The sequence below is a fragment of the Natrarchaeobaculum aegyptiacum genome (genome assembly GCF_002156705.1).
GTDB lineage: Archaea > Halobacteriota > Halobacteria > Halobacteriales > Natrialbaceae > Natrarchaeobaculum > Natrarchaeobaculum aegyptiacum.
This window is the reverse complement of record NZ_CP019893.1, coordinates 1,150,304-1,175,001: the sequence shown is the minus strand read 5'-3', so window position 1 is coordinate 1,175,001 and position 24,698 is coordinate 1,150,304. Positions and strand designations below refer to the sequence as shown.

The window sequence follows — 24,698 nt, the reverse complement described above, 5'->3', positions numbered from 1 at the left end:
ACTGTACCAGCGTTCACTCCGGATGTCTATGACTCAGCACAGCTCACAAAGCGACGTTCGGGAAGTACCAAATATATGTTGAGCCAGTAGGTTTAATTTGATAACAGGTATTGATGGAGGTATGGTTTCACGGAACGCAGATCTTCATCGAGAATGGGTGGATATCACAACTGCTCATGAAGATGTGATTGTGGATTATCGAAAATCTTTTGAAAAGTTAACAGGAGGAGATTCACCCGATCCATTAGCTGTCGTTGGTGCGTACGGATCTGGAAAAACCCAGTTGATGTACCAAATCTTCCGTGAGGCATGGGAGCGCAATATCGGCGCCGTTTATATTGGTGACCCGGGAAAACTTTTATCCGAATTTGAGAATTCAGCCGAGTCAAAAATTGAAGTCTGGCTTGAAGATCGAATTCAGGAAGAAATCGAATACTACGTTAGAGGTGATCCGGAGGATGTTACGTGGTTCCCGAACACAGAGCCCGAACAAAAACGTGATTGGCTGGAAACGATGGTTACCATCGACGATCCAACCGATATTACAAAATACACTATTCTTGTCGACGAAGTTGAGCAACACTACGAAGACTTCCTCGCAGCCATTGAAACAGACGATAATAATCCACTCCGTGTAATCAACGACGAAGTACCAAACACGCTCAAAGTATGGAGCTTCGGAATGCTATCGGCATACGAGTTCCTCGGCGAAGCAGACTGGCGGCGCCTAAAAGAACTCCGTGTCCCACCCCTTGACATCACAGAAATAACTAATCGACTTGAAGAGCACGATGAGTCGCCGACTCATTTAGCAAACATTATCTGGTGGATGGGAAGGGGACGTACAGGTCTCATTATCAAACTCATCGATGAACTCCCGAGCGATATCAACGAGAATCTTGCTGAGTGGGTACAGTCGATGGCTGATACTGAGTCTCAGGGAACAGCCATAATTAACGATATCTGGGCCAATCTCAAGTCTGAACATTGGGAAACAGCCTGTCAGACGCTTGCCTTCCAACGTGGCTACGAGGAGTGGCTCATGCAAGACACTCAAGGCTACTCTGCGGAAACGATGAGTAATCTTGTGACTAATGTCATCTTCGAGACAGCTGATTTTGCAGATATAGATCAAGACAGAACTGTGAAGCGGATTATCAGACGAAACGTTGAGCGTGTATTCGATGCTGTCACTCGACCAGCCCAGCCAACCTTCCCGTATAAAGGTCTAATGTTCGAGAATGAGGAAGTTGAAGGTCTTTTTTCGCTGATTGAGGACCAGATTCTTACGTTTGAGCCGAAAGGTCCTACTCGCAGGACTGCTATCGAAGCACTCGACGTATCTCCTGATGAGTTCAACACCGAGTTCTATACTCTCGAAGATTCAAAAACACCGATCGAAGGCGACTGTCTTTCTCCGAAGCTTTCCATACTTGATAATGCCTTTCAACCGATTGCACTTAATCCAGACCTTGTCACAACTGAAAGCACAGAATCGCTCCGGGAGTCGATGGAGTTTGCATTAGAATTTGATTCGAAGGCTGCTCATTCCGACATGAGCGTCTACTTTTGCCCGACTGAAGATGTCTTGAATCACCAGCTCCGAGTGGTGAAGAACGAGTACGATATTACGTCTCCAAATGTGGTGATTGCGCCGGAAGAACTTACAGAAAACATCTCAGAGGAGTATAATACATTTCGACAACTCGACTTGCTCACCATCGCCTCGAACGAATCGAGCATGCTTTGGGATTTCGTGATCAATCTTCGGGGCGCACTTGAAGAACAGGGGCTTAATCCAGATCAGGCAGTCAACGAAGCGTCCCGCCAACAGCTACTGGAAGCAGTTGATACTCGTGACGCTCGAAATACGATAGATACCCTTTTTGATCAATTATATAGAGTAGCCACTGAAGAAGCAACAAAGGCCACACAAGAATATATAAACCGTTACTCGCTACCCAATGAGTCAACCTTGCTTTGGGAAAATGCACGGTTCCAAGATGACAGTCCCTTCTGGACGTCTGGCACAATCCGTGAACTAACACGGACACAGGCATATCTACTCGTCCTTTCAGACCTCCCTGAGTTCAGTCGCCCCTACGGAAATCTCCACACAACAGTCCAAGCAGCAATTGACGAAGATTTAATCTCTGGCGGAAAGGCGTTTCCGTACACGGAATTTCTCAGCGAACTCTACAGTGAATCCGGATTCTCTGGAACGTTGACTACTGAGCGAAATCACTATTTTGATGAGGGTCGGTTGGTTGACGGGGTTCGGAATACCCAAAATGCACTGTTTAGATTGGCGATGGAATTCAATATAGAAACAACGACGAACGCGCTCAATGATCTTGATGCAACTGCTGAGAGTGGCGACATCACCGTCCTTGATATCAACGTGCCAGAAAATGCACTAGCCTTCCTCCGAGCGCTATTGATGAGCAAGATTGCCACAGATGGTGGGGAAGTGTTCAACTTGGCAGGCGAGCTCCGAGATCTTGGCAACAAACTGGAAGTATACAAATCGGATTTCGATGCTCACTTGGACACAATTGATGCGCACGATGATGTTCTAACTCAACCATCCTGTGCAGATGTTGGCAACTGGCCGAATCTAGACTCAAACAAATATCTAGCATACAAACAGACACTCGGAAACCTCTCGAAAGGCGTTGATGATCTTCGTGAACAGTGTGAACTCAATCGTGGAATCAGTCCATATGCGTGGGTATACCTGCTTATGTTGCGAGAGTTCGTTGATCAAATTTCTGATGTAGTAGATAAGTATGAGATGGAACTCAATTCGGTCACCCTCGGTAATGTCAAACTCCTTAAAGCAACCTACACAGATCTTTATCAAGCAGTTGAAGGATCTGATGTCATTGTTCAAAATTTTGGTTCAGAAAATAAGCTCCTAGCCCAGCTTGAAGGTGTTGGAAACGACATTTTCAATTTCGATAGTATGAGCAATATTCCCCTTCCAAGCCACATTGATCAACTGAGTACGATTGATAGAAGCTCTCAAAAATACGTTGAAGAAGTTGAAGACATTCGAGAACTTGTCGAACTGTTGCACAGCCAGCAACAGGCTGTCGATAGCGCGGCAGAGGATCTCAAAGTCGATCTTCGTGAACTTCTACAACACGCTGTCGAGGATCAGGAGGCCACAGCATGACGGATCAAAAGACTACGACTTCACTTGATGACCTTACAGCTGAGCTTGAAACCGCGATCGAAGACTTAGAATCTACAGAGACAGAGATCTCGGCTCTCTCAGGGTGGACAGAGACAGCGAGTGCAGATCTGGAAGCGATGAATGCACAAGATAGAGCAGCAGTTAAAAAACAAGCGAGCGAACTCAAGGGTCAGTTACGCATTCTTGACACTCCTGAAGACCTTATTGAATTTGGAGAACAGTTCAAAGATTCATTTTCAAAACCTGTCGAACAATCCGCCCTCCGGGGTCTTGAAGAGACGGTAGACATACTTGAGATAGAACTCCCCAGAAGCCGTATTGATGAGCTACGTGAAAGTGTTCGAAGCCGAACCCCGAGCGACCTTCAGGAGGATGCACAAGGGTACCAACATGCGGTGACGATGTTACAGGATGAGACTAACTTCACTGTTAATCTCATATCTTCAAGGGTTGACACGGATAGCTCACGCTACTTAATTAGTCCGACTAGAGAATTGACGCCCCTCATTGGAAATATAAAAAATCGGCGCGAGGCTCTTGAAAACCTCGAAGAAATATTTGCTTCAGCTGGGGAGTGGGTGCCCGACGGACTGTGTACTCTCCAGGAAACAGAATCCTACTACAGTGATCCCGACAGTACTGTGGCGATTGAATCTATTAAAACCGAGATAGAGGCGATCGATGAAGCGGTTAACAATATTGAGATTTCGATCGGTGTTGTTGCTGTGGTGGAGAACGATGTCGAAGCCCGATTGGATGGAGTTGCACTCTCAGAGTTCCAATCAGAACTGAATACAGTCGCAACTAAGCTGGGAACGTTCTCGGCGAACGTTGAGGATACGCTCCTTGAGATCGACAGTGTCACGAGTATGGCTTCAGTTCCAGACTCCCTGAGATCAGCGAGTGTCAACTTGAGCACTGAGTTGGAAGAATTCCACTCTGGAAAATATAATTCCGTAGGTGAGTTATTAGGAGCCGCAAGCACGGTCGAAAAGGAATACGAGAACTTTGTCGATAAGATTGTAGCGGAGTTAGAAATGCTTGATACGATGTGTTCGCAGATTGCAGAAGGGAACAATACACAAGATCTTGAATCACCAGTGCCGAGTGAATCCCTCTCTGGGTTCAAGCGGACGGCGATTCGGGAGCACCCTGAGAAAGCATTTGAGACAATTACTGAATATCGTGAGTGGGTCGATACAGCATTTGATGATCTATCTGATGAGTTTACTGGCAAAGAAGTTAGCGAGTTATTCGAACGCTTACACACTGAAGATACAATTCTGTTATCATCTGTTGATTTCGATGCGCTCAGAGAATTACGGGAGACAGTCCCCATCGTTATTCAACTGCAGCAATGAGTCGTGAAGAGGCGGTACATCTCCGGGACCACTTGGCTAGTTCAGATGTCACACTCAAAACGATCCCACGTGGATTCGGAAATGAAAGGGGGGTACCTGATTCGGTTATTTGGATTGAGCCAACAGAAATCTCCGCACCTCGTATGTTTCCGATTCTCATCGAACTTGAAGGATGTCTGTCAAATGTGGACGATTTCAGAAAATTTGCCCGACGCAGTTCCAAAGATGAGCCTTATCAGCATCATCTCGATCTGGTTTCTCTAGAAACCACCACAAATGAACTCGAATTGTCGACAACCTATGATATCGCTGCGGTTGGACACCGACTCTTGACAAATTCTTCTACTAGCGGTCTAACTGAATCTGAATTTCACGATGCGATTCGAAACTGGGTTCAAGAAAATGAATCCTCGTTTCATACATCTGCTCGGATTACACTTCTCCACGAGACGCGAATTGTCTGGTGGCAACTCTCTTTTTCTATGTATGGGCACCAATTTAAAACTCAGATTCCCTTCATCGTTGATGTCGGGGATAGGTTCTCTGAGACATTTCCATTATATGCATCCCGAATCGTTATTCCCGCCGTTGCAGTCACTACAGACGAAAACCCACACAAGAAGAGCACAGCTCGCCATCCAACGTCCGTACATTTCCGCCGAGTCCCTAATGTCGCTGGATTCTAACTCTCGTTTGAGAATTTTATATTTGGTCTGGCGAGTTTTACATCATCATACGTAGGGAAAATTTAACCGTGATTATAATTATTGACTCGGTTCTGCCTTAATTGCCGGGGAGGTAGCGTCTCCGCTGCCGAAGTTTTTCACGTTCCGACCGTTGATCGTAGTGGCGGTCAAGGACTGCCTCGCTGCAATCCATCCGATCGCTCACGACGTTCTCGGGAACGTTAGATTTGAGAAAATGCGTGATCGCACCACGTCGAACTGGGTGGGGACTCAACGAGGAGGGACACGCATGCGAGCGTTCGGTGGGTAGCGCGTCACAATTATCCAGATCCCGCTCATGAGGGCAGCTATCAGTGTAGACGCACGGGCGCGTGTACTGGTAGACGATCGTCCGGCCACGGGTTCGACTCAATCGATCGATTTTCGTCGCAAACAGCGGCTCACGGTCATGCTGATCAACGACTCCCGGATGATTGACTGACAGCCAGTCATCTAACACCTCACAGACAGAGTCACTCAGTGCGACGAGCCGTTCACTCTTCCGTCCATTCTTGAGCGAGGTTCCTTCCTCGGGTCGGTGGGCGAGCGTGAGGTACTGCTCGTCGTTGTTGTAGTCCTCAATGTCGAGCCCAATCGCTGCGCCGATACGAAGCCCCGTGTGCCAGAGAACTTCTACCAACGCGTGCTCCAGGCGCGCGTAGCGATATTGGTCGAGGAATTTGAGTACCTGCTGAGCGCGATCCGGATTCAGTAACTCGGATCGAGCATCGTCTTCGGTCGTCGTCGGAAGGATGATTTTCTCGTCGAGTCCTGGTTCGACTGCATCGATCGTCGCACAGAAGCGGAGGAACATTCTCAGGGTTGCCAGCTGGCCCTTCATGCTGGCAGTTGCGAGCTCGTCTTCGTTCCTGCGTTTGACGCGAAAGCGATGGATGTCTCGCCCGCTAAAGTCGTTGAGATTGTCGATGCCGTCCTGTTCACACCACTGGACGAACTGCTTGAGACGATACCGATGGGATTGGATCGTCGCGTCCGCGAGTTCGTGACTCCGTTCGTCGAGGTACATCTGCATTGCCTCAGCTGGTGCGAGGGGTTCGAGGTGGTCTGTCATGGTTCTCTCACTGAAGGCCGAAGACAGCGAGTTCTAAACGCCTGTTTGACCGTTTCTCGCGTGCACTAACAGCTGGCTGAGAGCCCGGAAGATTCTGGACGTTCCCCGTCAGGGCCCATGGCACCCGTAAAATCGGCCCTTGGGTACTGAACCGTCTAAATTTGCCACTTAACTTATTTCCGGGTGAGGGGATCATCCAGAATGTGCAGGGTTCTGAGCCAGTGGAATTTGACACTCTGTAGGTCTATCGACTCGACCTTTCCCGTCCTATCTAGTGCGAGGAACTCAATGTCGCTTAACACGGGATGCACCGAAAGACACAGTATTCTGTGTCCACATAGATTCCTGTATGCCCAGTATCACGGTTAACGTGGACGACGCCCTCAAAGAGCGGATGGAACAGCACCCGGAGATCAACTGGAGCGAGGTCACGCGACAGGCCATCCAGGAGAAGATAGAGGCGCTTGAGATGATGGACGAACTCACCAGCGAGAGCGAACTCTCCGGGCGCGACGTGCAGGAAATCGCCGACAAGATCAACGAACGTGGACGCAAGCGCGTCGACGAAGAATCGGCGTAGACTCGACGAATGAAGCTGGTCATCGACGCCAACGTCGTTATTTCTGCACTCATCGCTGATTCGAAGACGCGGGAGCTCATTGTGACACTCGAACCAGATCTCCTGACGCCCGCATTTGTCCACGACGAAGTCGAAAACTACGAAGGCCTGATCGTAGAGAAATCCGGAATGGAACCGGACCGAGTGGCACAATTTATCGACCTCCTGTTCCAGTACATTGAGGTCGTTCCTGCCGACGACTTCTACCCGGCTATCGAGAGGGCAGACGAAGCAATCGGAGACACCGACCCTGACGATGTGTTGTACCTCGCGTGTGCGATCGCCAACGATGCTGCTATTTGGAGCGACGATTCTGACTTCGATACACAGGACCTAGTCGATACGTACTCAACGAGTGATGTAATAAAATCGTTTGACACGCTCTAATTCGGCGGACCAGTCCTCAGTTCCATACGTGCACACGCAGAGATGACTGACCGGCACTATACAGTGTCCCAAATCAGTCAGTATAGGGAAAGTAGTTACCGACGCAGCTATCGGTCTGTCTGAAATATGTCAAAAGCCGCCTGCTGAATATAGAGGATTAGTGCAGCACGACGGCTCTGTTTGTTTCACGCTGAAATTGGTGAACCACTCGCTCACTACACGTGCGTAGTTAGTGCTGTGAATTCTGTCAAATCTGAATGAAGTATTCGGCCATACAATGATACACAGCGCGGGTTCACAGAAGACACATAGTTATCTTTGAGAGTGTTAGAACGTGTCCTTGGGGATTTGGTCCCTATTGTCGCTGAGTAATCGAACCACCGGTTCGATCTCTTCCCAATTTGGCCCCTTTACGATAGTCCTGTGGTCTCTATCCCACACGATGTAGCCCATATCATCGAGTTTGGGGAGATGTGTGTGAGTAAGCTGCAGCTCCCGTACCTCGTCTTCTTGCGCATTATCCTTCGTCACCGCCTCTGGTTGGTCCACTGGATTGTGATCCAGTAGTTCCACAAGTACCTGCCGCCGTGCTCGGCCCCCGAGGGCTTCGGTTATGTCATCAAACCCCATGTGTAGTCTCACATACCTATACAGGCGTCCAAAACGGTTCCTTCCGCTGCATGGTGGACAAGGTTGTTATTCAGTAACACCCGGATCAGTAGTCCTCTCGCTCGGGTTGAGAGGGTTGTGGCGATCAGGATTCTTGGGGCTGTTCGAACTCCTCGGCAAGTTCCTCTTCCATTGCGATGAGCGTGTTTTCGGTGAGCGTTTCGATCGCCCGGCGCAGTCGTTCTGTGACGGCCTGGTCGGAGATCCCGAGGTCATCGGCCAGATCCTGCGTGGACATTCGCCGCGGAATGGAGTAGTACCCACCCTGAACAGCGCGCATCAGCGTTTCACGTTGGGGTTCTGTCACTCCGTACCACATGCCGGTTCCCGGACGGACGGGATTGTAGATACGTCCGACTTCGAGGGGAATGTGGGCGTTCGAGCAGTATTCCTGAAAATCGCTGAGCGCCTCGTGAGTGGGAAACCGGATCTCGAACTCCCACGTATTGACCGTTCCAGTAGCACTCAGGAGCTGTCCCTGCAGTTCGATAACCCCCTGTAAGAACACGTCGCGGCCGATGTTCCAGTCCAGCGAATACAGACGCTCGTCGTCGTGGCGCGTCACTTCTACGATGCGTTCGACCGACGGGTGATTCTCGACGTTTTGCTCGAACGATTCTCGGACTGCGTCACTCACTGAGAAGAACGGAACGGCTTTCTCGCCCAGCGGGACCATGTTTTCGAGTTCGATCGTCCCGGTTGCTTCCAGTTCGAGGATCCGGCCGAGCTCAAATGAGTCGGCTGGGACCCGAAGATGCGCGATGACTGCCATTCCTTGCTAGGCGTTGGAGTTCGAGACGGGTAAAGATAGGCAGCATGGTCTACCAACTCTGAATAAATAGCATGGTGTACCATGCAAAACGGCAGAGATATGGGTGTGGCGTCCCTTGGTGAGGATGGACCGAACGCCCTGCGCGAAGTGTGACCCAGTTGTGTGGATGTGGTCGTGGGTTAGCTTCCATATCTTCGGGTTGAGGATCGTGGCCCACCCATCATGACACGAGATCACCCCGGTGACGGTTCGATTACCAGCGCCGACGACTTCGAGGCCGCCCTCGCCGAGGTGGTCGAGAAGGCCGTCGAGGCTGACGTGGACGTGCGCGGTGCCTGGGAGTTTCGAACGCGAGGGTCAACCCACGAGTGGGAAGTAGAGATAATCGAACTGGCCAGATACGACGATCAAGAAGAGGGATGACCAGTGTGTACAGATCCAATAGAATCAGTTGAATCTGTGAGTCTTGCAGTCGTCATGGCCGTCGCACAGCGAAGGGGGATCCCCGTCGAGGAGTTGCGACCGCTGTACGACGTTGTCGATCCGGACGCGCTCGATGCATTGTGTACCGCCGCGGAAGTTTCGGTCACGTTCTCGTACGAGGGCTATATAGTCACCATCAACGGCGATGAATCGATTCATCTCGAAGAACACTCCTGACTCGGTCGCACAGTCGAAGTTCGTCCTGTAGCAAAGCCGTTCTCCCAGCTGGTCCACCGCTGATGATGGAATAGCCGCAATATTCAGACCCGATTCGTAGCAGAATCTATCTACATTGCTGTCAAGGATGTCAAATAGTATCTCTACCCTGGTGCTTTCAACCTGGCTGACTCTGAAGGAAATGCTGGGCGATATATCCTCTATCCCCTATAGTCAGCAGGCAACTTTTGACAGATACTAAAGAATTCGACGATTGCTCCGGTACTGCTTCCCCTATACTGAGCATTCGACCTTCCGCATTGATCGCTCCTCAGCCTGTGCCACATTCGCGCTCTCAATTCAGCACGTCTCGTTCAATCTGTCTAGTGTCTGATAGAGATCGCGTGCAACATCCAGAGCGTGAGTGCAGCACGACGACCACATCTATTTCACGACGGAGCCAATGAATCAACTGTTCTGTAGAACGATAGACAGGGATAGTGAAAGCGAGTGGGTGTGGCTATGCATCACGGAGATTCAACAACCATCTGAACGATATATGCCAAACTGTGGTTCTCTATCATCATCTGGCTTGATATTGAGGCGATATTCACGGCAAGTGATGTCTGTATTATCAGCCCTAGCCCAAAACTCGCCTTCAATATCTTCAGGCCGCTGAGCAAGATTAAAATAAACGTCATAGACTCCGGGTTCGTCGGGTATGTCTTCTACCTCCCGAACCGATGGTGAATCACCCTCAGCAGGCGGAACTGCCGTGGTCTCACCGTACACCTGTTCCCCGTTATCTTCCACGATCACTAACACTACCTGATCGTACTCAGTATGATTCTGAAGTTCTATCTTGGTCAGCCTTGCTTCCTGTTCATCAGACCAAGACAAATCAATACACCCAGCTAAACTCGTGCTACAGATCGCACCACTGAGCTGGAGGACTCCACGCCGGGACAGGGACATTAAATTACCATGTCATATAGGGTGGGTATAAACCTTCTTTATTTAGTTTTGGTAACTGGATGGCCTATACTGACCGATCAATACCGTCGTAGATTGAGTCGAATCTTGTGCGACATTCGCGCTGTGTATTCAGCAGGCAGTTCGTATCACCTCTGAAGGATTTCAACAGAGGCGTCTCCGCTCGTTCTCATCGTTCTCATCGGTCACCTCAGACGCCTCGTTCGCCCGCCTCGTCTTTCGCAGTCGGCGGGACAACGGACGCCAGCGCTCGAGTCCCTCTCACGCCCCCCGGACCGATTCCCCTTTAATGTCGGAGCGAATCACGTCTGGTATGAGCAGGTTCGGCGAGGTCGACGACCAGTACGATCCGGACGCGGTCGAGCGCCGGGTATTCGAGTACTGGGACGACGTCGACGCCTACGAACGGACGGTCGAGCATCGCTCGGACGGTGAGACCTTCTTCTTCGTCGACGGGCCACCGTACACCTCGGGGTCGGCCCACATGGGGACCACCTGGAACAAGTCGCTGAAGGACGTTCTCCTGCGCTTCTTCCGGATGCAGGGGTACGACGTCACCGACCGGCCGGGCTACGACATGCACGGCCTGCCGATCGAAACCCGGGTCGAGGAGAAACTGGGCTTCGAGAACAAGAAAGACATCGAGGAGTTCGGCGAGGACGAGTTCATCGAGGCCTGCAAGGAGTACGCCGACGAGCAACTCGAGGGCCTGCAATCCGACTTCCAGGACTTCGGCGTCTGGATGGACTGGGACGACCCCTACCGCACGGTCGCACCGGAGTACATGGAAGCGGCCTGGTGGGGCTTCTCGAGAGCCGCAGACCGCGGGCTGGTCGATCAGGGTCACCGGTCGATCTCGCAGTGTCCACGGTGTGAGACGGGAATCGCGAACAACGAGGTCGAGTACGACGACGTCGAAGACCCCTCGGTCTACGTCAAATTCGACCTCGAGGGACGTGAGGGTTCGATCGTCATCTGGACGACCACCCCGTGGACCATCCCCGCGAACACCTTCGTCGCCGTCGACGAAGACGGCGAGTACGTCGGCGTCCGCGCCGAGAAGGACGGCGAGGAAGAACTGCTCTACCTCGCCGAACCGAAAGTCGACGACGTCCTCTCTGCCGGCCGGTACGACGACTACGAGATCGTCGAGGAACTGACCGGCGCGGACATGGTCGGCTGGTCCTACGAGCACCCGCTCGCCGAGGAGGTGCCCGAACACCCGGACCACGAGGGGGCCTGCGAGGTCTACACCGCCGACTACGTCGACACTCACGGCGACGGCACGGGGCTCGTCCACTCCGCACCCGGACACGGTGAGGAGGACTTCGAGCGTGGCACCGAACTCGAGTTCCCGATCTTCTGTCCGGTGGGCGGCGACGGCGTCTACACCGACGGGGCCGGGAAGTACGAGGGGCAGTTCGTCAAGGACGCCGACGCGGAGATCACCGCAGACCTCGAGACGAACGGGAATCTAGTGGCCGAGGAGACGATCACCCACAGCTACGGTCACTGCTGGCGCTGTGACACGGGTATCATCCAGATCGTCACCGACCAGTGGTTCATCACGATCACGGACGTCAAGGACGAACTCCTCGAGAACATCGAGGATAGCGAGTGGTATCCCGGCTGGGCACGGGACAACCGCTTCCGGGATTTCGTCGAGGACGCTCCCGACTGGAACGTCTCCCGACAGCGCTACTGGGGCATCCCGTTGCCGATCTGGGTTCCGGAGGGGGGCGCGGACTCGTCCGCGAACGGAGGCGGCGACGCCGCCGGAGGCTGGGACGGCGACATGGCCGACGCCATCGTGATCGGCACGCGCGAGGAACTCGCCGAGCGCGTCGACCAGGACGTCGACCCCGAGACGATCGACCTCCACAAGGACACGGTCGACGACCTCACGATCACCGAAGACGGCACGACCTACACCCGCGTGCCCGACGTCTTCGACGTCTGGCTCGACTCCTCGGTGGCGACGTGGGGCACCCTCGATTACCCCGAAGACGAGGAGCGATTCGACGAACTCTGGCCTGCCGACCTCATCCTCGAGGCCCACGACCAGACCCGCGGCTGGTTCTGGTCCCAGCTCGGGATGGCCACCGCCGCACTCGGCGAGAGCCCTTACGAACGAGTCCTCATGCACGGCCACGCGCTGATGCCCGACGGCCGCGCCATGTCGAAGTCCAAAGACATCCTCGTCGACCCACACGAGGCCATCGACCGCCACGGCCGGGACGTCATGCGCATGTTCCTGCTGTCGAACAACCCGCAGGGCGACGACATGCGCTTCTCCTGGGACGGCATGCAGACGATGGAGAACCACCTCCGGACGCTCTGGAACGTCTTCCGGTTCCCGCTGCCGTACATGCGCCTGGACGAGTTCGACCCGCATGAGACGACCCTGGACGCAGTAGATGAAGACCTCGAGCTGGTCGACGAGTGGGTCCTCGCCCGGCTGCAGTCGACGAAAGCCGAGATGACCGACGCGTTCGAGGAGTTCCGTCCCGACCGCGCGCTCGAGGCACTCCTCGAGTTCGTCGTCGAGGACGTCTCCCGGTTCTACGTGCAGGCGGTCCGCGAGCGCATGTGGGAAGAAGAGGACAGCGCCTCGAAAGAGGCGGCCTACGCGACGATCTACCACGTCCTCCGGGAATCGGTCACGCTGCTCGCACCCTACGCGCCGTTCATCAGCGAGGAGATCTATGGCCACCTCACGGGCGACGCGGGTCACCCGACGGTCCACATGGAAGACTGGCCCGCCGTCGACGACTACTGGGTCGACGACCAGCTCGAGACCGACCTCGCGTACCTGCGTTCGATCGAGGAGGCCGGTGCGAACGCCCGCCAGCAGGCCGGTCGGAAGCTGCGCTGGCCCGTCCCGCGGGTGGTCGTGGCGGCAGACGACGACCGCGTCGCCGAGGCCGTTTCCCGACACACCACCCTGCTCGAGGACCGGCTCAACGCCCGCGAGATCGAACTCGTCTCGGCCGAAGACCAGTGGGAAGAACTCGCCTACAGCGCCGAGGCCGACATGAGTGAACTCGGCCCGGCCTTCGGCGGTCGCGCCGGCGAGGTCATGACCGCACTCAACGAGGCCCGGATCGACGAGCCGAGCCTCGAGACGCTCACCGAGGCGGTCGACGACGTCCTTGACGGTGGGGACGAGCTGACGGAGGAAATGGTCTCGTTCGTCACCGAGACGCCCGAGGGCGTCGCTGGAACCGCCTTCGGTCACGATGGCGACGACCTCGGCGTCGTCTACGTCGACACCGAACTCACCGACGACATCGAGAGCGAGGGGTACGCCCGCGAGGTCATCCGCCGCGTTCAGGAGATGCGAAAAGACCTCGAGCTCGACGTCGAGGAACGGATCGCACTCGATCTCGAGATCGACGACGACCGCGTCGCCGACCTCGTGGCAGAGCGCGAGGACCTGATCCGCGAGGAAGTTCGCGCCGACGAACTTCGAACCGTGGAGGACGGTCACCGCAAGGAGTGGGAGGTCGAGGACGTGACGATGGAGATTGCGATCGAGGCGGTGGCGGCTGCGGAAGCGTCGGACTGATCGCTGGGCACCGAATCGAGTGTTCGTCTGTTTGGTGGATTCTCTCGAGAGCGCAACAGTCATGCTGGCTGACCGGCTGACTACTCCCGATGAAGCAGCTGGTCCCGTTCGTTCTCGTTGCACTGCTGGTCGTCAGCCTGCCGGCTGGTGTGGCCAGCGCGGCTGGCGTCGGTCCCGGTTACGGTGGGACCGGCGACCGCGCCGGGAGTAGCGTCCACGCCGAGGGAATCGCCTCGAGTCACGTCGCTTCCGGGTCCGGTCTCGAGCCGACGCTCCTCCGTGGCCCGGATGTGCCGGTCGCGAGCACGACGACTGGCAGTAGCGAGGACGTCCTCCACCGGACGACGACGCTCAGACACCTGCCCGACCGACCGGGCGAGTTCGAGACCGAGAAGACCTTCGACGTGCCCGGTGCCGTCGTCGGCTTCGAGGTCGACCTCGGCTCTCGAGCCGACGTGGTCGCGCTGGACGGCTTCGAGGAGACGGCCGACGGGACCTACCGCTGGGACGAGGAGAGCGAGGAGCCGTCGATCCGGTTCGGGATGCCGGCAGACCGGGTCGGCGGGGGTCACGGCGACCACGACGGCTACGCATTCCTCGACACCGGCGAGTGGGCCGTCGTGCAGGTGCCGGGAATCAGCGTCTCGGTGCGCCAGACCTCCTCGGTCGGCTTCGAGGAGACCGTCGTCGTCGACGGGCCGGGGGCGACCGGCGGCGATATCGCCTTCTTCGGGCCGGTGACCGAGTACGAGCGAAGTGTCGGCGGGGAGACGATCCGACTGGTCGTCCCCGAGGCTGCCGAAGAGGACCTCGTGGACGATCCCGGAGAGATCCTCGAGACGCTCGCCTGGGCCAGCCAGCGACTCGACGTGGGCGAGCGCAGCGGCGAAGTGTTCGTGGTGGCGGTGCCGGCCCACGACGACTGGGGGCCACAGGGCGTCCACTACGGCGACGGAAACGTCTGGGTGGGTGCCGACAACGCGCTCGCCGAGGCAGGGAACGTCTGGCTCCACGAGTACGTCCACGTTCGGCAGGGTTACCGCGGCGAGGACGTCGGCGTGACGGACGAAACGCGGTGGCTCGTGGAAGCCCAGGCCGACTACTACGCGGCCACGCTCGCCTTCGAGAAGGGGCTGATCGACTTCGAGGAGTACAGCCGCTTCCTCTCGGTCGGCGAGCGTGCGCCGTTTTCCGACGCGGTCCTCACAGAGCCAGATACGTGGGACGACGAGTACACGGAGTACGCGAAAGGCCGACTCGTCTACGGTGAGATCGACCGCCAGCTCAGGCTTTCGACCCACGGCGATCGAACTGCCGAGGACGTCTTCCGCGTAATCAACGCCGGCGAGGGAACGCTCGACGGCGAGGCCTACATGGTGGTGCTCGAGCAGGCTGGCGGCGAGGACGTCCGCGCGATCGCCGAACGGTACGTCGAGACGAGCGCGACGCCAGAGATGTGGAGCCAGCACGAACACGGCGAGGCGTTCGACCTGCAGGGAGTGACCTTCGCGTACGAACTCGAGCGCGATGCCCTCGAGGGAGAGAGCCGAGCCTGGGAGTTCCTCGAAGACGAGGGTAACGAGGCCGTCACCGCGGTCCCGGTCGACGAGTCGGTGACGGTCGACGTGGCGGTCCAGAACGTCGGCGACCGCGACGGGACCGCAGACGCCACCCTCGCGGTCGATGGCCGCGTGGTCGACTACGCCCAGCCAACGCTCGAGGCGGGCGCAGAGACGACCGAGACCCTCGAGTGGACGCCCACCGAGCCGGGCGTCTACGACCTCCGGGTCGGCGACGAGCGCGTGACGGTCTTCGTCCGGTCGGGCGCGAGCGTCACGAGCAGCGTGCTCGGGATCGAGCCCACCACGGTTGCTCCCGGCGAGCCAGTGACGGCGCAGGCGACGCTCGAGAACGTCGGCGACGATCCGGCTGCGGCGATCGTCCTGTTCCGGACCCACGAGGGCGTCGTCGCCGAGCATCCGGTCTTGCTCGCCGGCGGTGAATCGACGACGCTCGAGCAGGAACTCGTCTTCGACGGGGAAGGAGAATACGAGGTCGCCGTTGGCACGCAGGGTGGAGAGAGTGACGATCGGTCCGCGACGGTCGTCGTGGAGGACTCGCCGGTGCCGGGCGTCGACGGCGTGTCCGGGTTCGGCGTCGCCGGGGCGCTCGTCGCGCTGCTGGTCGGACTCTCGGTTGCGCTGCTCGGACAGGGCAGTCGCGGTCGTCGGTAGGACGGTCTCGTTCGGCGCGGACCCGACGTCGGGTCCGGCCGATCACTCGAGTGCGACGCGGAACGTACAGGCCTCGTCGCCCGTCTCGACACAGTCGTGTTTCGAGACGGTGGCCGACTCGTCGGCGGCGTCGACCAGTCCCTCGAGGATGCCGTGGGCGAGACCGCAGTACTGGGTATCGCGTCGCGACCGATAGCTGACGACGGTCGCCTGCCCGTCGCGTCGGCCCGAGACGTCCGGCAGCGTCGCCTCGGTAGACGATGCGTCGACGCTCTCGGCGACCGACTCGAGCGAGGCGAGCAACGCGAGGAGGTCCCAGTCGTCGCTAACGTGTGCACCGAAGGTCGACAGCAGTTCCGGGGCGAGTCGCCGCCCGAAGCCGCGTTCGATCTGGCGTCGGTCCTGGACTGCGGCGTCGGTGACGGCCTCGAGGATCGCCTCGAGGTCGGCGTCGTCGTAGTAACTGACCGGCAAGAAGAGCGCGGCCTCGACGCCCGCGCGTTCGAGGAGCTGGTCCCACGTCTCCTCGTCTGTTCGATCGACGACGTACGCCTCGAGCGTCTTGTGGACGATGCCGTGCATTGGAGTGTGTGGTGTGTCGACGGATCAGTTCTCGTGACTCGTTGCTCAGTCGACCAGTCTAGGAACAGACGCGACCGGCGACCACTTAATCGTTTAGGAGGGCTCGTCGCTCGAGGGTGAGCGGGAACCGCGTCGAAACGCAGAGACGAGAACAGATCAGAGGTGTTCAGCGACGATCGGAGCGACTGAGACCGCGCTGGTCGGCCCCTCGAGCGTGTCCGTCCCGTAGATCGCCTCGACGCCGGCTCGAGCGAGTTTCGCGTAGGCGTTGCGAACGAGCAGGGCGTGGACGCAGGTGACGTAGACGTCGCCGACGCCGCGGTCGCCGAGGACGGCGACGGCCTCGCTCATGGTCGAGCCGGTGGCGATGATGTCGTCGGTGACGACGACGTCCCGGCCCTCGACGTCGACGTCGCTCGGGGTAATCTCGACGTCGGTCCCCGAGTGGCGAACCTTCTCGAAGTAGTCGGTCTCGCCGTCGCCGTAGGCGTCGCGGACGGTCTCTGCGAGGTCGATCGCACCCGCGTCCGGCGAGAGGAAGACGGGGTCGGTGAGGTCCTCGGGGAGCGGCTCGGCCAGCCGACCCGCCGCGTCGACCGCCGTCGCACTCGGCTCGAAGAAGTCACAGACGGCCGCCTCGTGAGGGGTGACCGTCAGCACGCGGTCGGTGCCACTCGAGATGGCCCGGGCGACCGCGCGCGAGGAGATCGGCTGGCCGGCCTCGAAGATTCGATCCTGACGAGCGTAGCCCATGTACGGCAGGACCGTGACGACCTCGTCGACCTCGGCCTCGCGAAGGGCGTCCTGCAACTGGAGCAGTTCGACGTGAGCGTCGCTCGAGACGGTCGAGGCGACGACGATCGCTCGCTCGGCCCCCTCGAGATCGGGATCGGGAATCGACGCGAGCAGTTCGCCGTCTGGAAACCGGTCGTAGTCGACGGCTGCGAGTGGCTCCTCGAGTTCGCGGGCGAGTTCGGCCGCGAGCGACTGTGAGGCGGATCCGCTGACGATCATACTCGAGGGGACAGTCCCCGGGGTAAACCCGTTTTCGTTCTCCGTGGCTGCAGGTCGGTTTCGAACGGGCGAGGACAGCCGCGAGCGACCGTCGAACTACGGCGTCCGGTCGGGTCCGCACTCGATCGAGGTCACGTTCTGGACGCCGATCGTGTGGACGCGCCACTGGTCTGGGTCGGCCGTTTCGGTCGTGGCGTTCGCGTCGTCGACGTCGGTTACGTCGGCTGCACCGCCGCCGTCGCGTCGGGCCAGTACCCGGCCGTTTTCGGTCGCAGCGTAGACCGATTCGCCGTAGGCGACGCCGACGATACGATCGTCCGGCGACTCGAGCGAGTCGGGCAACGAAACCGATCGCCACTCGTCGTCGGGCCCCAGTTCGAACAGCGTCTCGCCAGCGACGGCGTGGGCGCGCTCGAGTCGCCCGAACTCGGCCGCCGCGTCGGCTGCGACGCGGTCGACCGTCTCGTCCTCGAGAATTTCCATCCAGCCGTTCCCGAGTTTGTAGAGACCGTCGACGGCGGCAGCGAGCGGAATACCAGCCGCGGAGACGTCCCGGACGTCGGTCAGGCCGGCGTGCTCGAGGCGGTCGTCACGAAGGCGGTAGACGCCATCGTCGGTGCCGACGAGGTCGCCGTCGATGGCGCGAACGTCGTCGATTCGGTCGGTCGAAAGCGACTGCCAGTCCGGTTCCCGATCCCGGTCACCCGCTCCTCGCCGGTCCGTTTCGTCGTCCTCGATCGAGTCGCACATCTCTCCCGACGACCGGGCGAGTCGACCGTCGGGTCCCGCCGCGACGAGGTCTTCGTCGTCGACGCCGACGGCGACTGCGGGCCCGAAGCCCGTCTCTACGACCTCGAGTGACTCGTCGTGGGCAGGATCGCTCGAGCCGCCATCGGACCGGCCATCGGCCTCGAGGCGACAGCACAGGACGTCCTCGTCGGTCGCGACCGCGAGCAGGTGGCCGTCTGGACTCGTCGCGAGGTCGCGGGCCGCACAGCGAACGGGGAGGGAGAACTCGCCGACGGCATCGCCGGCGATCCGGACGCGAACGACACCCGTCCCGCTCGCGACGTAGGCGTGGGTCGCACCCGACCGGTCGCCGTAGACCCGTTTCTCCTCGATGGAGTGCATACCGAAGGGCTCGAGCGCGACGGCCGAAAGCGTTCCGTCTGCAATACTGGTCGTGGCGACCAGTCCGTGCCCGGTCCGTCGCGAACCGTCTCGGCTCGTCTCGACCGCGCTACACTCCGTGTGGGTTCGTCCGGGTTCGGAATCCCTTTGAGGCGGCCCGACGGACTAGTACGCGATGGAAGTGTTCGGATCCAGCGGGACGCGGGGCGTCGCCAACGAAGAACTGACGCCCGCGTTCGTCCTGCGCGTGGCGAAAGCTGCGGGGACGGTCTGGGGGGTCGACCGGGCCGGCATCGCCCGCGACACGCGCCGAACCGGTCGGATGCTGGCCGACGCCGTCGCGAGCGGGCTCGCGAGTACCGGCACGAACGTCGACCGGCTCGGGGTCGTCCCCACGCCGGCGGCACAGTTCTACGCCGAACGCGAGGGCGTCCCGGTCGTCGTCGTGACGGCTTCGCACAACCCGCCCCAGTACAACGGAATCAAGCTCGTCGGCCCCGACGGCGTCGAACTGGCCGTCACCGACCTCTCGGCGATCGAGGAGACCCTCCTCGCCGAAGACTACGATCACGCGCCGTGGGACGAAACGGGCCGGGTTCGGTCCGTCGAGGCCGTCGGCCGCGACTACGTCGACGGCCTCCTCGCGGCGACAGACCGCGAGCGCATCGCCGACGCCGACCTCACGGTCGCACTCGATCCCGGCCACGGCGCGGGATCGCTCACGAGCCCCCAGTTCTTCCGGGACCTCGGCTGTCGCGTCGTCACCGTCAACGCCCAGCCAGACGGGCGCTTCCCCGGCCGCGACCCCGAACCCGTCCCCGACACTCTCGGCGACCTGGAACGGCTCGTCAGCGCGACCGAGGCCGACGTCGGTATCGCCCACGACGGCGACGCGGACCGCGCGATCTTCGTCGACGAACACGGTCAGGTCGTCCAGGGCGACGCCACCCTCGCGGCCCTCGCCGCGGCCCAGCTCGAGGCCGGCGACACCGTCGTCTCCGCGGTCAACGTCTCCCAGCGGCTGGTCGACGTCGCCGACGAGGCCGACGCCGACCTCGAGTTGACGCCCATCGGCTCGACCAACATCATCACCCGCATCCGCGAACTCGAGGCCGACGGCCGGAGCGTCCCCATCGCCGGCGAGGGCAACGGCGGAATCTTCTTCCCGGAGTACCGGCTCGCCCGTGACGGCGCCTACACCGCCGCGCGCTTCCTCGAACTCGTCGCCGACCAGCCGGTCAGCGAGATCGTCGCCCCCTACGACGGCTACGCCAACGTCCGGCGAAACCTCGAGTACGAGTCGACCGCCGAACGCGACGCGATGCTCGACGCCGCGGCCAACCACGCTCACTCCGCAGACGCCGAACTCAACACCCGCGACGGCTACCGGCTGGACTACGGTGACGCCTGGGTGCTCGCACGTCCCTCCGGGACGGAACCGCTCGTCCGCATCTCAGCGGAAGCTCGGGACGGCGAGCGCGCGGCCGAACTCGCTACCGAGCTGTACGAGACACTCGCTGCAGCAAAGGCAAACGTCTGAGAGGGCAGTGGACGGAGTTACCGGCCACCCGGCCGTTTCGACCGCGAAAGTCGCTGGCACCTACTTGGCCGAGAACCCAGCCACTCGCACCTGAGCGTCGACCTTCGAGTACAGCGTCCCGAGACTCCGTGACGGTCGTACGCTCGAGTGTCTCGAGGAGGATTCGTCGGCGATGAGAACGCCAAACAGGTTGTCGACCCGACCAGTGCGAGGCTTTATCACAGTGTGTAAAGTACACTTTACTGTAAAGGGTGCTTTACACACAGGCACCCGGTGTCACCGATGATCGAACCCACCGCAACCGACCGATTCAGCCCACGAACGTACCGGAGAGCGTCCAACGCGAGCTACGTCGTCGGGATCGTCGCTCTCGTTGCCGGACTCGCCCTCGGCCAGCCGTTGCTCGGCGTCGTGGCCTACGTCGCTGGATTCGCCCTCGGCGTGGCGATTCCCAGCGCCACCTCGAGGCCGGTCTACGACGAACGCGACGAACAACTGGCTGCACGCGCGAGCGAGCTCGTCCTGACGGGGATCGGCTTCGGCGGTTTCGTCGTGTTCGTCTCGCTATTCGTCCGCTCGATCCTCGGCCAGTTCACCTGGTCGAGCGAACTGCTGGCGGTCTTCTGGGCCTGGTCGGCCGTCTGGCTGCTCTGGGGCGGTACCTACACGTACGTCCGACTCCGAGCCTGACGCCATGGAAAACGACCTTCGCGAACGCCGGGAGAAAGCCGACCTGAGCCAGGGAGACCTGGCCGCGGCCGTCGGCGTCACCCGCCAGACGATCAACGCCATCGAACGGGACCGCTACGACCCGTCGCTCGAGCTGGCGTTCGAACTCGCGGCGTACTTCGACTGTGCGATCGAGGATATCTTCGACCCCGCCGATCTGGTCGCTGGAAACGGATCACAGCCGGAGTGAGAGCGCTTCGAACTAGAAGTCGACGTTCGTCTCCATGCCCTCCGTGGCGTCCTCGAGGCCGTCCTCGTGGACGTCGCCTGTCATACGACCGGCGATGTCGGCGTCGGCGAGGATGCTGTCGAACTCGTCGCGGTAGCGGTCGTTCGCCGCCCGGGACTCGTCTTCTGCGGCTGCGACGCGGCGGTATCGACGGATCTGGTCCCCGGTGACGTCGTACTCGTCGGCCAGCGTCGCGTCGTCTTCCTCGCGGTCGCGGATCGCCGCGAGGTCGACCTCGTCTGCGTCGCCCTCGTCGAACAGGTGCAACGACATCCGGGCTTCGAAGACCGTCTCCCCGTCCACGTCCGCCTCGAGGCCATCGGCGATAGTGGCGTCGTCCTCGTCGTCGTAGAACCCCCTGGCGACGGCGACCAGATCTTCCGTCCCCAGCGGCGTCTCGAAGTCGTACCGCTCGCGCATCTGCGTGATGACGTTCTCGAGGCGCTCTGCGTCGCTCCGATCGGCCGACGAGAGCGTCCCGCGGGTGTCTTCCTGAGACTCGGTGACCGTCTCTGCACCGTCGGTGACGTTCGTGAAGATGTCCCGGAGTTCCTCGGTTTTGTCGTTCATGGGTGGACACTCCCGACGGGCGTCTATTTAAGCCTGTTGCCAGATTGCGTTGGCGTGGGGAATCGACCATGGACAACTATTATAAACGATCTGCGCTGGGATAATTTCCGCAAGACGGCGTCGGGGTCGACTCTGACCCGCTGTAACAAGAATTAAGTCACATCACCCCCCGACCATGAGTATGAACGTCGTCGCACAGTCGGACGTCGGGAGGGAGACCTACCTCGGGATCAGCAACACCGAGTACGCGCTGTTTTATCTCCTCGTCGTGATCGCCCTCGCCGTGCTCGTCTACGGCGTTTACCAGCGGTTCAGCCGCTACGCGCAGGGCGACGACGATCCGTTCGACCGACTCAACGACCTCGGCGGACGAATCGCCAGCGCAGCAAGGACCGTCATCACGAACGAGAAGAACTTCAACAGGGACCTCTACGGCGGGCTGATGCACTCGTTCATCCTCTGGGGGTTCCTCACACTGCTGATCGCCACCCTCATCATCGGGTTCGAGCAGTACACCACCGAGCTCATCTTCGGCTTCGTCTTCTGGGAGGGCGACTTCTACCTCGCCTACCAGTTCATCGTCGACGCGATGGGCCTGCTGTTCGTCGTCGGCATCGGCATGGCGATGTACCGTCGCTACTGGGTCCGTAACCACCGCCTCTGGGGCCGTCACACCTCCCGCGAGGACGACATCTTCATCTGGACCCTGTTCTTGCTCGGCGTTGGCGGCTTCCTGCTCGAGGGCGCACGCATCTACGCGACCGGCATGCCCGACCACGAGGTCGTCAGTTTCGTCGGCTACGCCATCGCCATGCTCCTGCAGGCGATCGACGTCCCGACCACCGGTGCCGCCGTCGAAGCGACGCTCGAGGGGACCGACTACGCCGCGATCGCCTCCTTCGGCTACAACGCCGAGAGCCTCCACTGGCTGCTCTGGTGGAGCCACTCCCTGCTGGCGCTGTTCTTCGTCGCCTGGATCCCCTACGCCAAGCCGTTCCACATGCTCTCGTCGTTCGCAAACGTCGTCGTCGCCGACGAGAAGGCCGGCCGTCGACTCCCGAACGTCCCGGCGGACCTCGACGCGACCAACGCCGAATCCATCGACGACTTTACCTGGTCCGAACTGCTCGACCAGGACGCCTGTACCAAGTGTGGCCGCTGTTCCGGTGTCTGCCCTGCGAAGGCCTCGAACCGCCCACTGGACCCGCGAAACGTCATCCTCGACCTGAAGAAGTACCGCGAACATCTCGAGAACGGCGGCGACGAGAAGGAGATCATCGCCGACGGCGGCGTCATCGAGACCGAGACGATGGAATCGTGCATGGCCTGTATGGCCTGCATGGACGCCTGCCCGGTCGACATCGAACACCTGCAGTCCTTTACCCGACTCAACCGCCAGATGACCGACCAGGGCGACATCGCCCCGAGCATGCAAGACGTCTTCCAGAACGTGATGCAAAACGGCAACACGTTCGGCGACTCCCCGCGCTCTCGTGGCGACTGGAGCGAGGAACTCGAGTTCGACGTCGCAGACGCCCGCGAGGAAGAAGTCGAGTACCTCTGGTACGTCGGTGACTTCCCGAGCTACGACGAGCGCAACAAGCAGGTCGCCCGCTCGCTGGCGACCATCCTCAAGGAAGCCGACGTCAGCTTCGGCATCCTCTTCGAGGACGAAAAGTACGACGGCAACGACATCCGCCGCGTCGGCGAAGAACTGCTCTACGTCGAACTCGCCGGTCACCACGTCGAGACCTGGGAAGACTGTGAGTTCGAGAAGATCGTCTGTACGGACCCCCACTCGTACAACACGTTCAAAAACGAGTACCCCGAGGTCAACTTCGACGAACACGCCGACGACGAACTGATGCCGTTCGACTACGACGAACAGTGGAACGCAGACGGCGAGGTCGAGGTCTACCACTGGACGCAGGCTGTCGAGGAACTCGTCTCCGAGGGCAAACTCGACCTGAACGGCGACGAACTCGACTACACCGTCACCTACCACGACCCGTGTCACCTCGGGCGGTACAACGACGAGTACGAGGCACCGCGCGACCTCATCCGTGCGACCGGCTGTGAACTCGACGAGATGCCACGCAACCGCGCCAACGCCTTCTGCTGTGGTGGCGGCGGTGGCGGCCTCTGGATGGACTTCGAAGAAGAACCCAAACCCAGCGAAGAGCGCATCCGCGAGGCACTCGAGGACACCGACGCCGGCGCGGGCGTCGAGAAGTTCGTCGTCGCCTGCCCGATGTGCATGACGATGTACGAAGACGGCCGCAAGACCGGCGGCTTCGAAGACGACATCGAGATCGTCGACATCGCCGAACTCATCGTCGAGGCCATCGGCGCCGAGGAAGAGGCGAAACTCGAGGTCGCGGCGGACTGATCACGTCGGTCTCGAACGAGTTTTTTCTGCTGGCAGTCGGTTCAGGTCGTCCGGTCTGTCCCTCACTCACTGGTCAGCGTTCGGATTCTCGTCGAACAACGATGCGACGTCGTCAGATTCGGAGGCGTTGGCGACGATCCGTTCCAGAAGCATCCCTTTCGTCACGTCTCGTCCCGTCTCTCGTCGAATATCCGCCTGCAGGGACTCGAGGACGTCGTCGGTCCCGTCGGTGATCTCGATTTCCGCACACATTGTGCTGCAGTTACACGCCCACGA

22 protein-coding genes are annotated in these 24,698 nt (G+C 59.3%); 13 read left to right on the top strand and 9 right to left on the bottom strand.

Annotation, left to right across the window (positions count from 1 at the left end; all coding sequences use genetic code 11):
- Positions 1-121 precede the first annotated feature (121 nt).
- The 3 genes from B1756_RS05885 to B1756_RS19155 are packed head-to-tail and all read left to right on the top strand — an operon-like array spanning position 122 to position 5,246.
- Positions 122-3,178 carry a hypothetical protein gene (locus B1756_RS05885; RefSeq protein WP_152031259.1) on the top strand — a complete coding sequence of 1,019 codons (3,057 nt, stop codon included), beginning with the start codon at positions 122-124 and terminating at the stop codon, positions 3,176-3,178.
- Entirely contained in the window at positions 3,175-4,560 is a 1,386-nt protein-coding gene (locus B1756_RS05880; RefSeq protein WP_086887705.1) for a hypothetical protein, read from the top strand. Before B1756_RS05885 ends, B1756_RS05880 begins: the two co-directional genes overlap by 4 nt.
- Positions 4,557-5,246 (top strand): hypothetical protein, encoded by a 690-nt coding sequence (locus B1756_RS19155; protein WP_152031258.1) that lies wholly within the window; start codon positions 4,557-4,559, stop codon positions 5,244-5,246. Before B1756_RS05880 ends, B1756_RS19155 begins: the two co-directional genes overlap by 4 nt.
- Before the next feature lie 97 nt (positions 5,247-5,343).
- On the opposite strand, the gene B1756_RS05875 is transcribed toward B1756_RS19155, so the two are convergent.
- Positions 5,344-6,357, bottom strand: coding sequence for a tyrosine-type recombinase/integrase (locus B1756_RS05875; protein ID WP_086887704.1), 1,014 nt, complete (start codon positions 6,355-6,357; stop codon positions 5,344-5,346).
- A gap of 349 nt (positions 6,358-6,706) precedes the next feature.
- Between B1756_RS05875 and B1756_RS05870 the strand changes: the two genes are divergently transcribed.
- Positions 6,707-6,937: a hypothetical protein gene (locus B1756_RS05870; protein ID WP_086887703.1), complete on the top strand. Its 231-nt coding sequence runs from the start codon at positions 6,707-6,709 to the stop codon at positions 6,935-6,937.
- 9 nt (positions 6,938-6,946) lie between these two features.
- Positions 6,947-7,363, top strand: a complete 417-nt coding sequence (locus B1756_RS05865) for a PIN domain-containing protein (RefSeq protein WP_086887702.1) — start codon at positions 6,947-6,949, stop codon at positions 7,361-7,363.
- Positions 7,364-7,690: 327 nt separating this feature from the next.
- Here the strand turns inward: B1756_RS05865 and B1756_RS05860 are convergent, their stop codons facing one another.
- Both B1756_RS05860 and B1756_RS05855 read right to left on the bottom strand, forming a co-directional pair.
- Positions 7,691-7,993, bottom strand: a complete 303-nt coding sequence (locus B1756_RS05860) for a DUF7344 domain-containing protein (protein WP_086887701.1) — start codon at positions 7,991-7,993, stop codon at positions 7,691-7,693.
- A 124-nt stretch (positions 7,994-8,117) separates the two neighbouring features.
- A complete protein-coding gene (locus B1756_RS05855; protein ID WP_086887700.1) occupies positions 8,118-8,804 on the bottom strand; it encodes a helix-turn-helix domain-containing protein in 687 nt (228 codons plus the stop codon).
- A gap of 222 nt (positions 8,805-9,026) precedes the next feature.
- Between B1756_RS05855 and B1756_RS05850 the strand changes: the two genes are divergently transcribed.
- Entirely contained in the window at positions 9,027-9,227 is a 201-nt protein-coding gene (locus tag B1756_RS05850; protein ID WP_086887699.1) for a hypothetical protein, read from the top strand.
- 36 nt (positions 9,228-9,263) lie between these two features.
- Entirely contained in the window at positions 9,264-9,464 is a 201-nt protein-coding gene (locus B1756_RS05845) for a HalOD1 output domain-containing protein (RefSeq protein WP_267128227.1), read from the top strand.
- Between the two features lie 516 nt (positions 9,465-9,980).
- Here B1756_RS05845 and B1756_RS19150 read toward each other — a convergent pair.
- Entirely contained in the window at positions 9,981-10,418 is a 438-nt protein-coding gene (locus tag B1756_RS19150) for a hypothetical protein (RefSeq protein WP_152031257.1), read from the bottom strand.
- Positions 10,419-10,749: 331 nt separating this feature from the next.
- Here B1756_RS19150 and ileS point away from each other — a divergent pair, with 331 nt between their 5' ends.
- The gene (ileS, locus tag B1756_RS05840) at positions 10,750-14,004 is read left to right on the top strand and encodes an isoleucine--tRNA ligase (protein WP_086890064.1); all 3,255 of its coding nucleotides are present in this window, start codon (positions 10,750-10,752) and stop codon (positions 14,002-14,004) included.
- A gap of 89 nt (positions 14,005-14,093) precedes the next feature.
- On the top strand, positions 14,094-16,238 hold the full coding sequence (locus tag B1756_RS05835) for a CARDB domain-containing protein (RefSeq protein WP_086887697.1): 2,145 nt from the start codon (positions 14,094-14,096) through the stop codon (positions 16,236-16,238).
- Between the two features lie 42 nt (positions 16,239-16,280).
- Here B1756_RS05835 and B1756_RS05830 read toward each other — a convergent pair whose 3' ends face one another.
- From B1756_RS05830 to B1756_RS05820, 3 genes are all read right to left on the bottom strand, one after another.
- Positions 16,281-16,820, bottom strand: coding sequence for a heme NO-binding domain-containing protein (locus B1756_RS05830; protein ID WP_086887696.1), 540 nt, complete (start codon positions 16,818-16,820; stop codon positions 16,281-16,283).
- Between the two features lie 156 nt (positions 16,821-16,976).
- A complete protein-coding gene (locus B1756_RS05825) occupies positions 16,977-17,834 on the bottom strand; it encodes a ribose-phosphate diphosphokinase (RefSeq protein WP_086887695.1) in 858 nt (285 codons plus the stop codon).
- 96 nt (positions 17,835-17,930) lie between these two features.
- Entirely contained in the window at positions 17,931-18,965 is a 1,035-nt protein-coding gene (locus tag B1756_RS05820; RefSeq protein WP_086887694.1) for an HVO_0234 family beta-propeller protein, read from the bottom strand.
- Between the two features lie 175 nt (positions 18,966-19,140).
- Here B1756_RS05820 and glmM point away from each other — a divergent pair, with 175 nt between their 5' ends.
- From glmM to B1756_RS05805, 3 genes are all read left to right on the top strand, one after another.
- Positions 19,141-20,505: a phosphoglucosamine mutase gene (gene glmM, locus B1756_RS05815; protein ID WP_086887693.1), complete on the top strand. Its 1,365-nt coding sequence runs from the start codon at positions 19,141-19,143 to the stop codon at positions 20,503-20,505.
- A gap of 282 nt (positions 20,506-20,787) precedes the next feature.
- Positions 20,788-21,195 carry a DUF2178 domain-containing protein gene (locus B1756_RS05810; protein WP_086887692.1) on the top strand — a complete coding sequence of 136 codons (408 nt, stop codon included), beginning with the start codon at positions 20,788-20,790 and terminating at the stop codon, positions 21,193-21,195.
- Positions 21,196-21,199: 4 nt separating this feature from the next.
- Positions 21,200-21,424: a helix-turn-helix transcriptional regulator gene (locus tag B1756_RS05805; RefSeq protein ID WP_086887691.1), complete on the top strand. Its 225-nt coding sequence runs from the start codon at positions 21,200-21,202 to the stop codon at positions 21,422-21,424.
- 12 nt (positions 21,425-21,436) lie between these two features.
- Here B1756_RS05805 and B1756_RS05800 read toward each other — a convergent pair whose 3' ends face one another.
- Positions 21,437-22,033, bottom strand: a complete 597-nt coding sequence (locus B1756_RS05800) for a conditioned medium-induced protein 4 (protein WP_086887690.1) — start codon at positions 22,031-22,033, stop codon at positions 21,437-21,439.
- 181 nt (positions 22,034-22,214) lie between these two features.
- On the opposite strand from B1756_RS05800, the gene B1756_RS05795 reads away from it, so the two are divergent.
- Positions 22,215-24,422 carry a heterodisulfide reductase-related iron-sulfur binding cluster gene (locus B1756_RS05795; RefSeq protein ID WP_086887689.1) on the top strand — a complete coding sequence of 736 codons (2,208 nt, stop codon included), beginning with the start codon at positions 22,215-22,217 and terminating at the stop codon, positions 24,420-24,422.
- Positions 24,423-24,488: 66 nt separating this feature from the next.
- On the opposite strand, the gene B1756_RS05790 is transcribed toward B1756_RS05795, so the two are convergent.
- Positions 24,489-24,674: a hypothetical protein gene (locus B1756_RS05790; protein ID WP_086887688.1), complete on the bottom strand. Its 186-nt coding sequence runs from the start codon at positions 24,672-24,674 to the stop codon at positions 24,489-24,491.
- Between the last annotated feature and the right edge of the window lie 24 nt (positions 24,675-24,698).

What these genes read in the sequence shown, in the direction of transcription:
- B1756_RS05820 (WP_086887694.1), bottom strand. Translation starts at nt 18,965, where the DNA reads ATGCACTCCATCGAGGAGAAACGGGTCTACGGCGACCGGTCGGGTGCG.
- ileS (WP_086890064.1), top strand. Translation starts at nt 10,750, where the DNA reads ATGAGCAGGTTCGGCGAGGTCGACGACCAGTACGATCCGGACGCGGTC.
- B1756_RS05825 (WP_086887695.1), bottom strand. Translation starts at nt 17,834, where the DNA reads ATGATCGTCAGCGGATCCGCCTCACAGTCGCTCGCGGCCGAACTCGCC.
- B1756_RS05810 (WP_086887692.1), top strand. Translation starts at nt 20,788, where the DNA reads ATGATCGAACCCACCGCAACCGACCGATTCAGCCCACGAACGTACCGG.
- B1756_RS05835 (WP_086887697.1), top strand. Translation starts at nt 14,094, where the DNA reads ATGAAGCAGCTGGTCCCGTTCGTTCTCGTTGCACTGCTGGTCGTCAGC.
- B1756_RS05805 (WP_086887691.1), top strand. Translation starts at nt 21,200, where the DNA reads ATGGAAAACGACCTTCGCGAACGCCGGGAGAAAGCCGACCTGAGCCAG.
- B1756_RS05795 (WP_086887689.1), top strand. Translation starts at nt 22,215, where the DNA reads ATGAACGTCGTCGCACAGTCGGACGTCGGGAGGGAGACCTACCTCGGG.
- B1756_RS05790 (WP_086887688.1), bottom strand. Translation starts at nt 24,674, where the DNA reads ATGTGTGCGGAAATCGAGATCACCGACGGGACCGACGACGTCCTCGAG.
- B1756_RS05860 (WP_086887701.1), bottom strand. Translation starts at nt 7,993, where the DNA reads ATGGGGTTTGATGACATAACCGAAGCCCTCGGGGGCCGAGCACGGCGG.
- B1756_RS05880 (WP_086887705.1), top strand. Translation starts at nt 3,175, where the DNA reads ATGACGGATCAAAAGACTACGACTTCACTTGATGACCTTACAGCTGAG.
- B1756_RS05865 (WP_086887702.1), top strand. Translation starts at nt 6,947, where the DNA reads ATGAAGCTGGTCATCGACGCCAACGTCGTTATTTCTGCACTCATCGCT.
- glmM (WP_086887693.1), top strand. Translation starts at nt 19,141, where the DNA reads ATGGAAGTGTTCGGATCCAGCGGGACGCGGGGCGTCGCCAACGAAGAA.
- B1756_RS05830 (WP_086887696.1), bottom strand. Translation starts at nt 16,820, where the DNA reads ATGCACGGCATCGTCCACAAGACGCTCGAGGCGTACGTCGTCGATCGA.
- B1756_RS05855 (WP_086887700.1), bottom strand. Translation starts at nt 8,804, where the DNA reads ATGGCAGTCATCGCGCATCTTCGGGTCCCAGCCGACTCATTTGAGCTC.
- B1756_RS19150 (WP_152031257.1), bottom strand. Translation starts at nt 10,418, where the DNA reads ATGTCCCTGTCCCGGCGTGGAGTCCTCCAGCTCAGTGGTGCGATCTGT.
- B1756_RS05800 (WP_086887690.1), bottom strand. Translation starts at nt 22,033, where the DNA reads ATGAACGACAAAACCGAGGAACTCCGGGACATCTTCACGAACGTCACC.
- B1756_RS19155 (WP_152031258.1), top strand. Translation starts at nt 4,557, where the DNA reads ATGAGTCGTGAAGAGGCGGTACATCTCCGGGACCACTTGGCTAGTTCA.
- B1756_RS05850 (WP_086887699.1), top strand. Translation starts at nt 9,027, where the DNA reads ATGACACGAGATCACCCCGGTGACGGTTCGATTACCAGCGCCGACGAC.
- B1756_RS05875 (WP_086887704.1), bottom strand. Translation starts at nt 6,357, where the DNA reads ATGACAGACCACCTCGAACCCCTCGCACCAGCTGAGGCAATGCAGATG.
- B1756_RS05885 (WP_152031259.1), top strand. Translation starts at nt 122, where the DNA reads ATGGTTTCACGGAACGCAGATCTTCATCGAGAATGGGTGGATATCACA.
- B1756_RS05870 (WP_086887703.1), top strand. Translation starts at nt 6,707, where the DNA reads ATGCCCAGTATCACGGTTAACGTGGACGACGCCCTCAAAGAGCGGATG.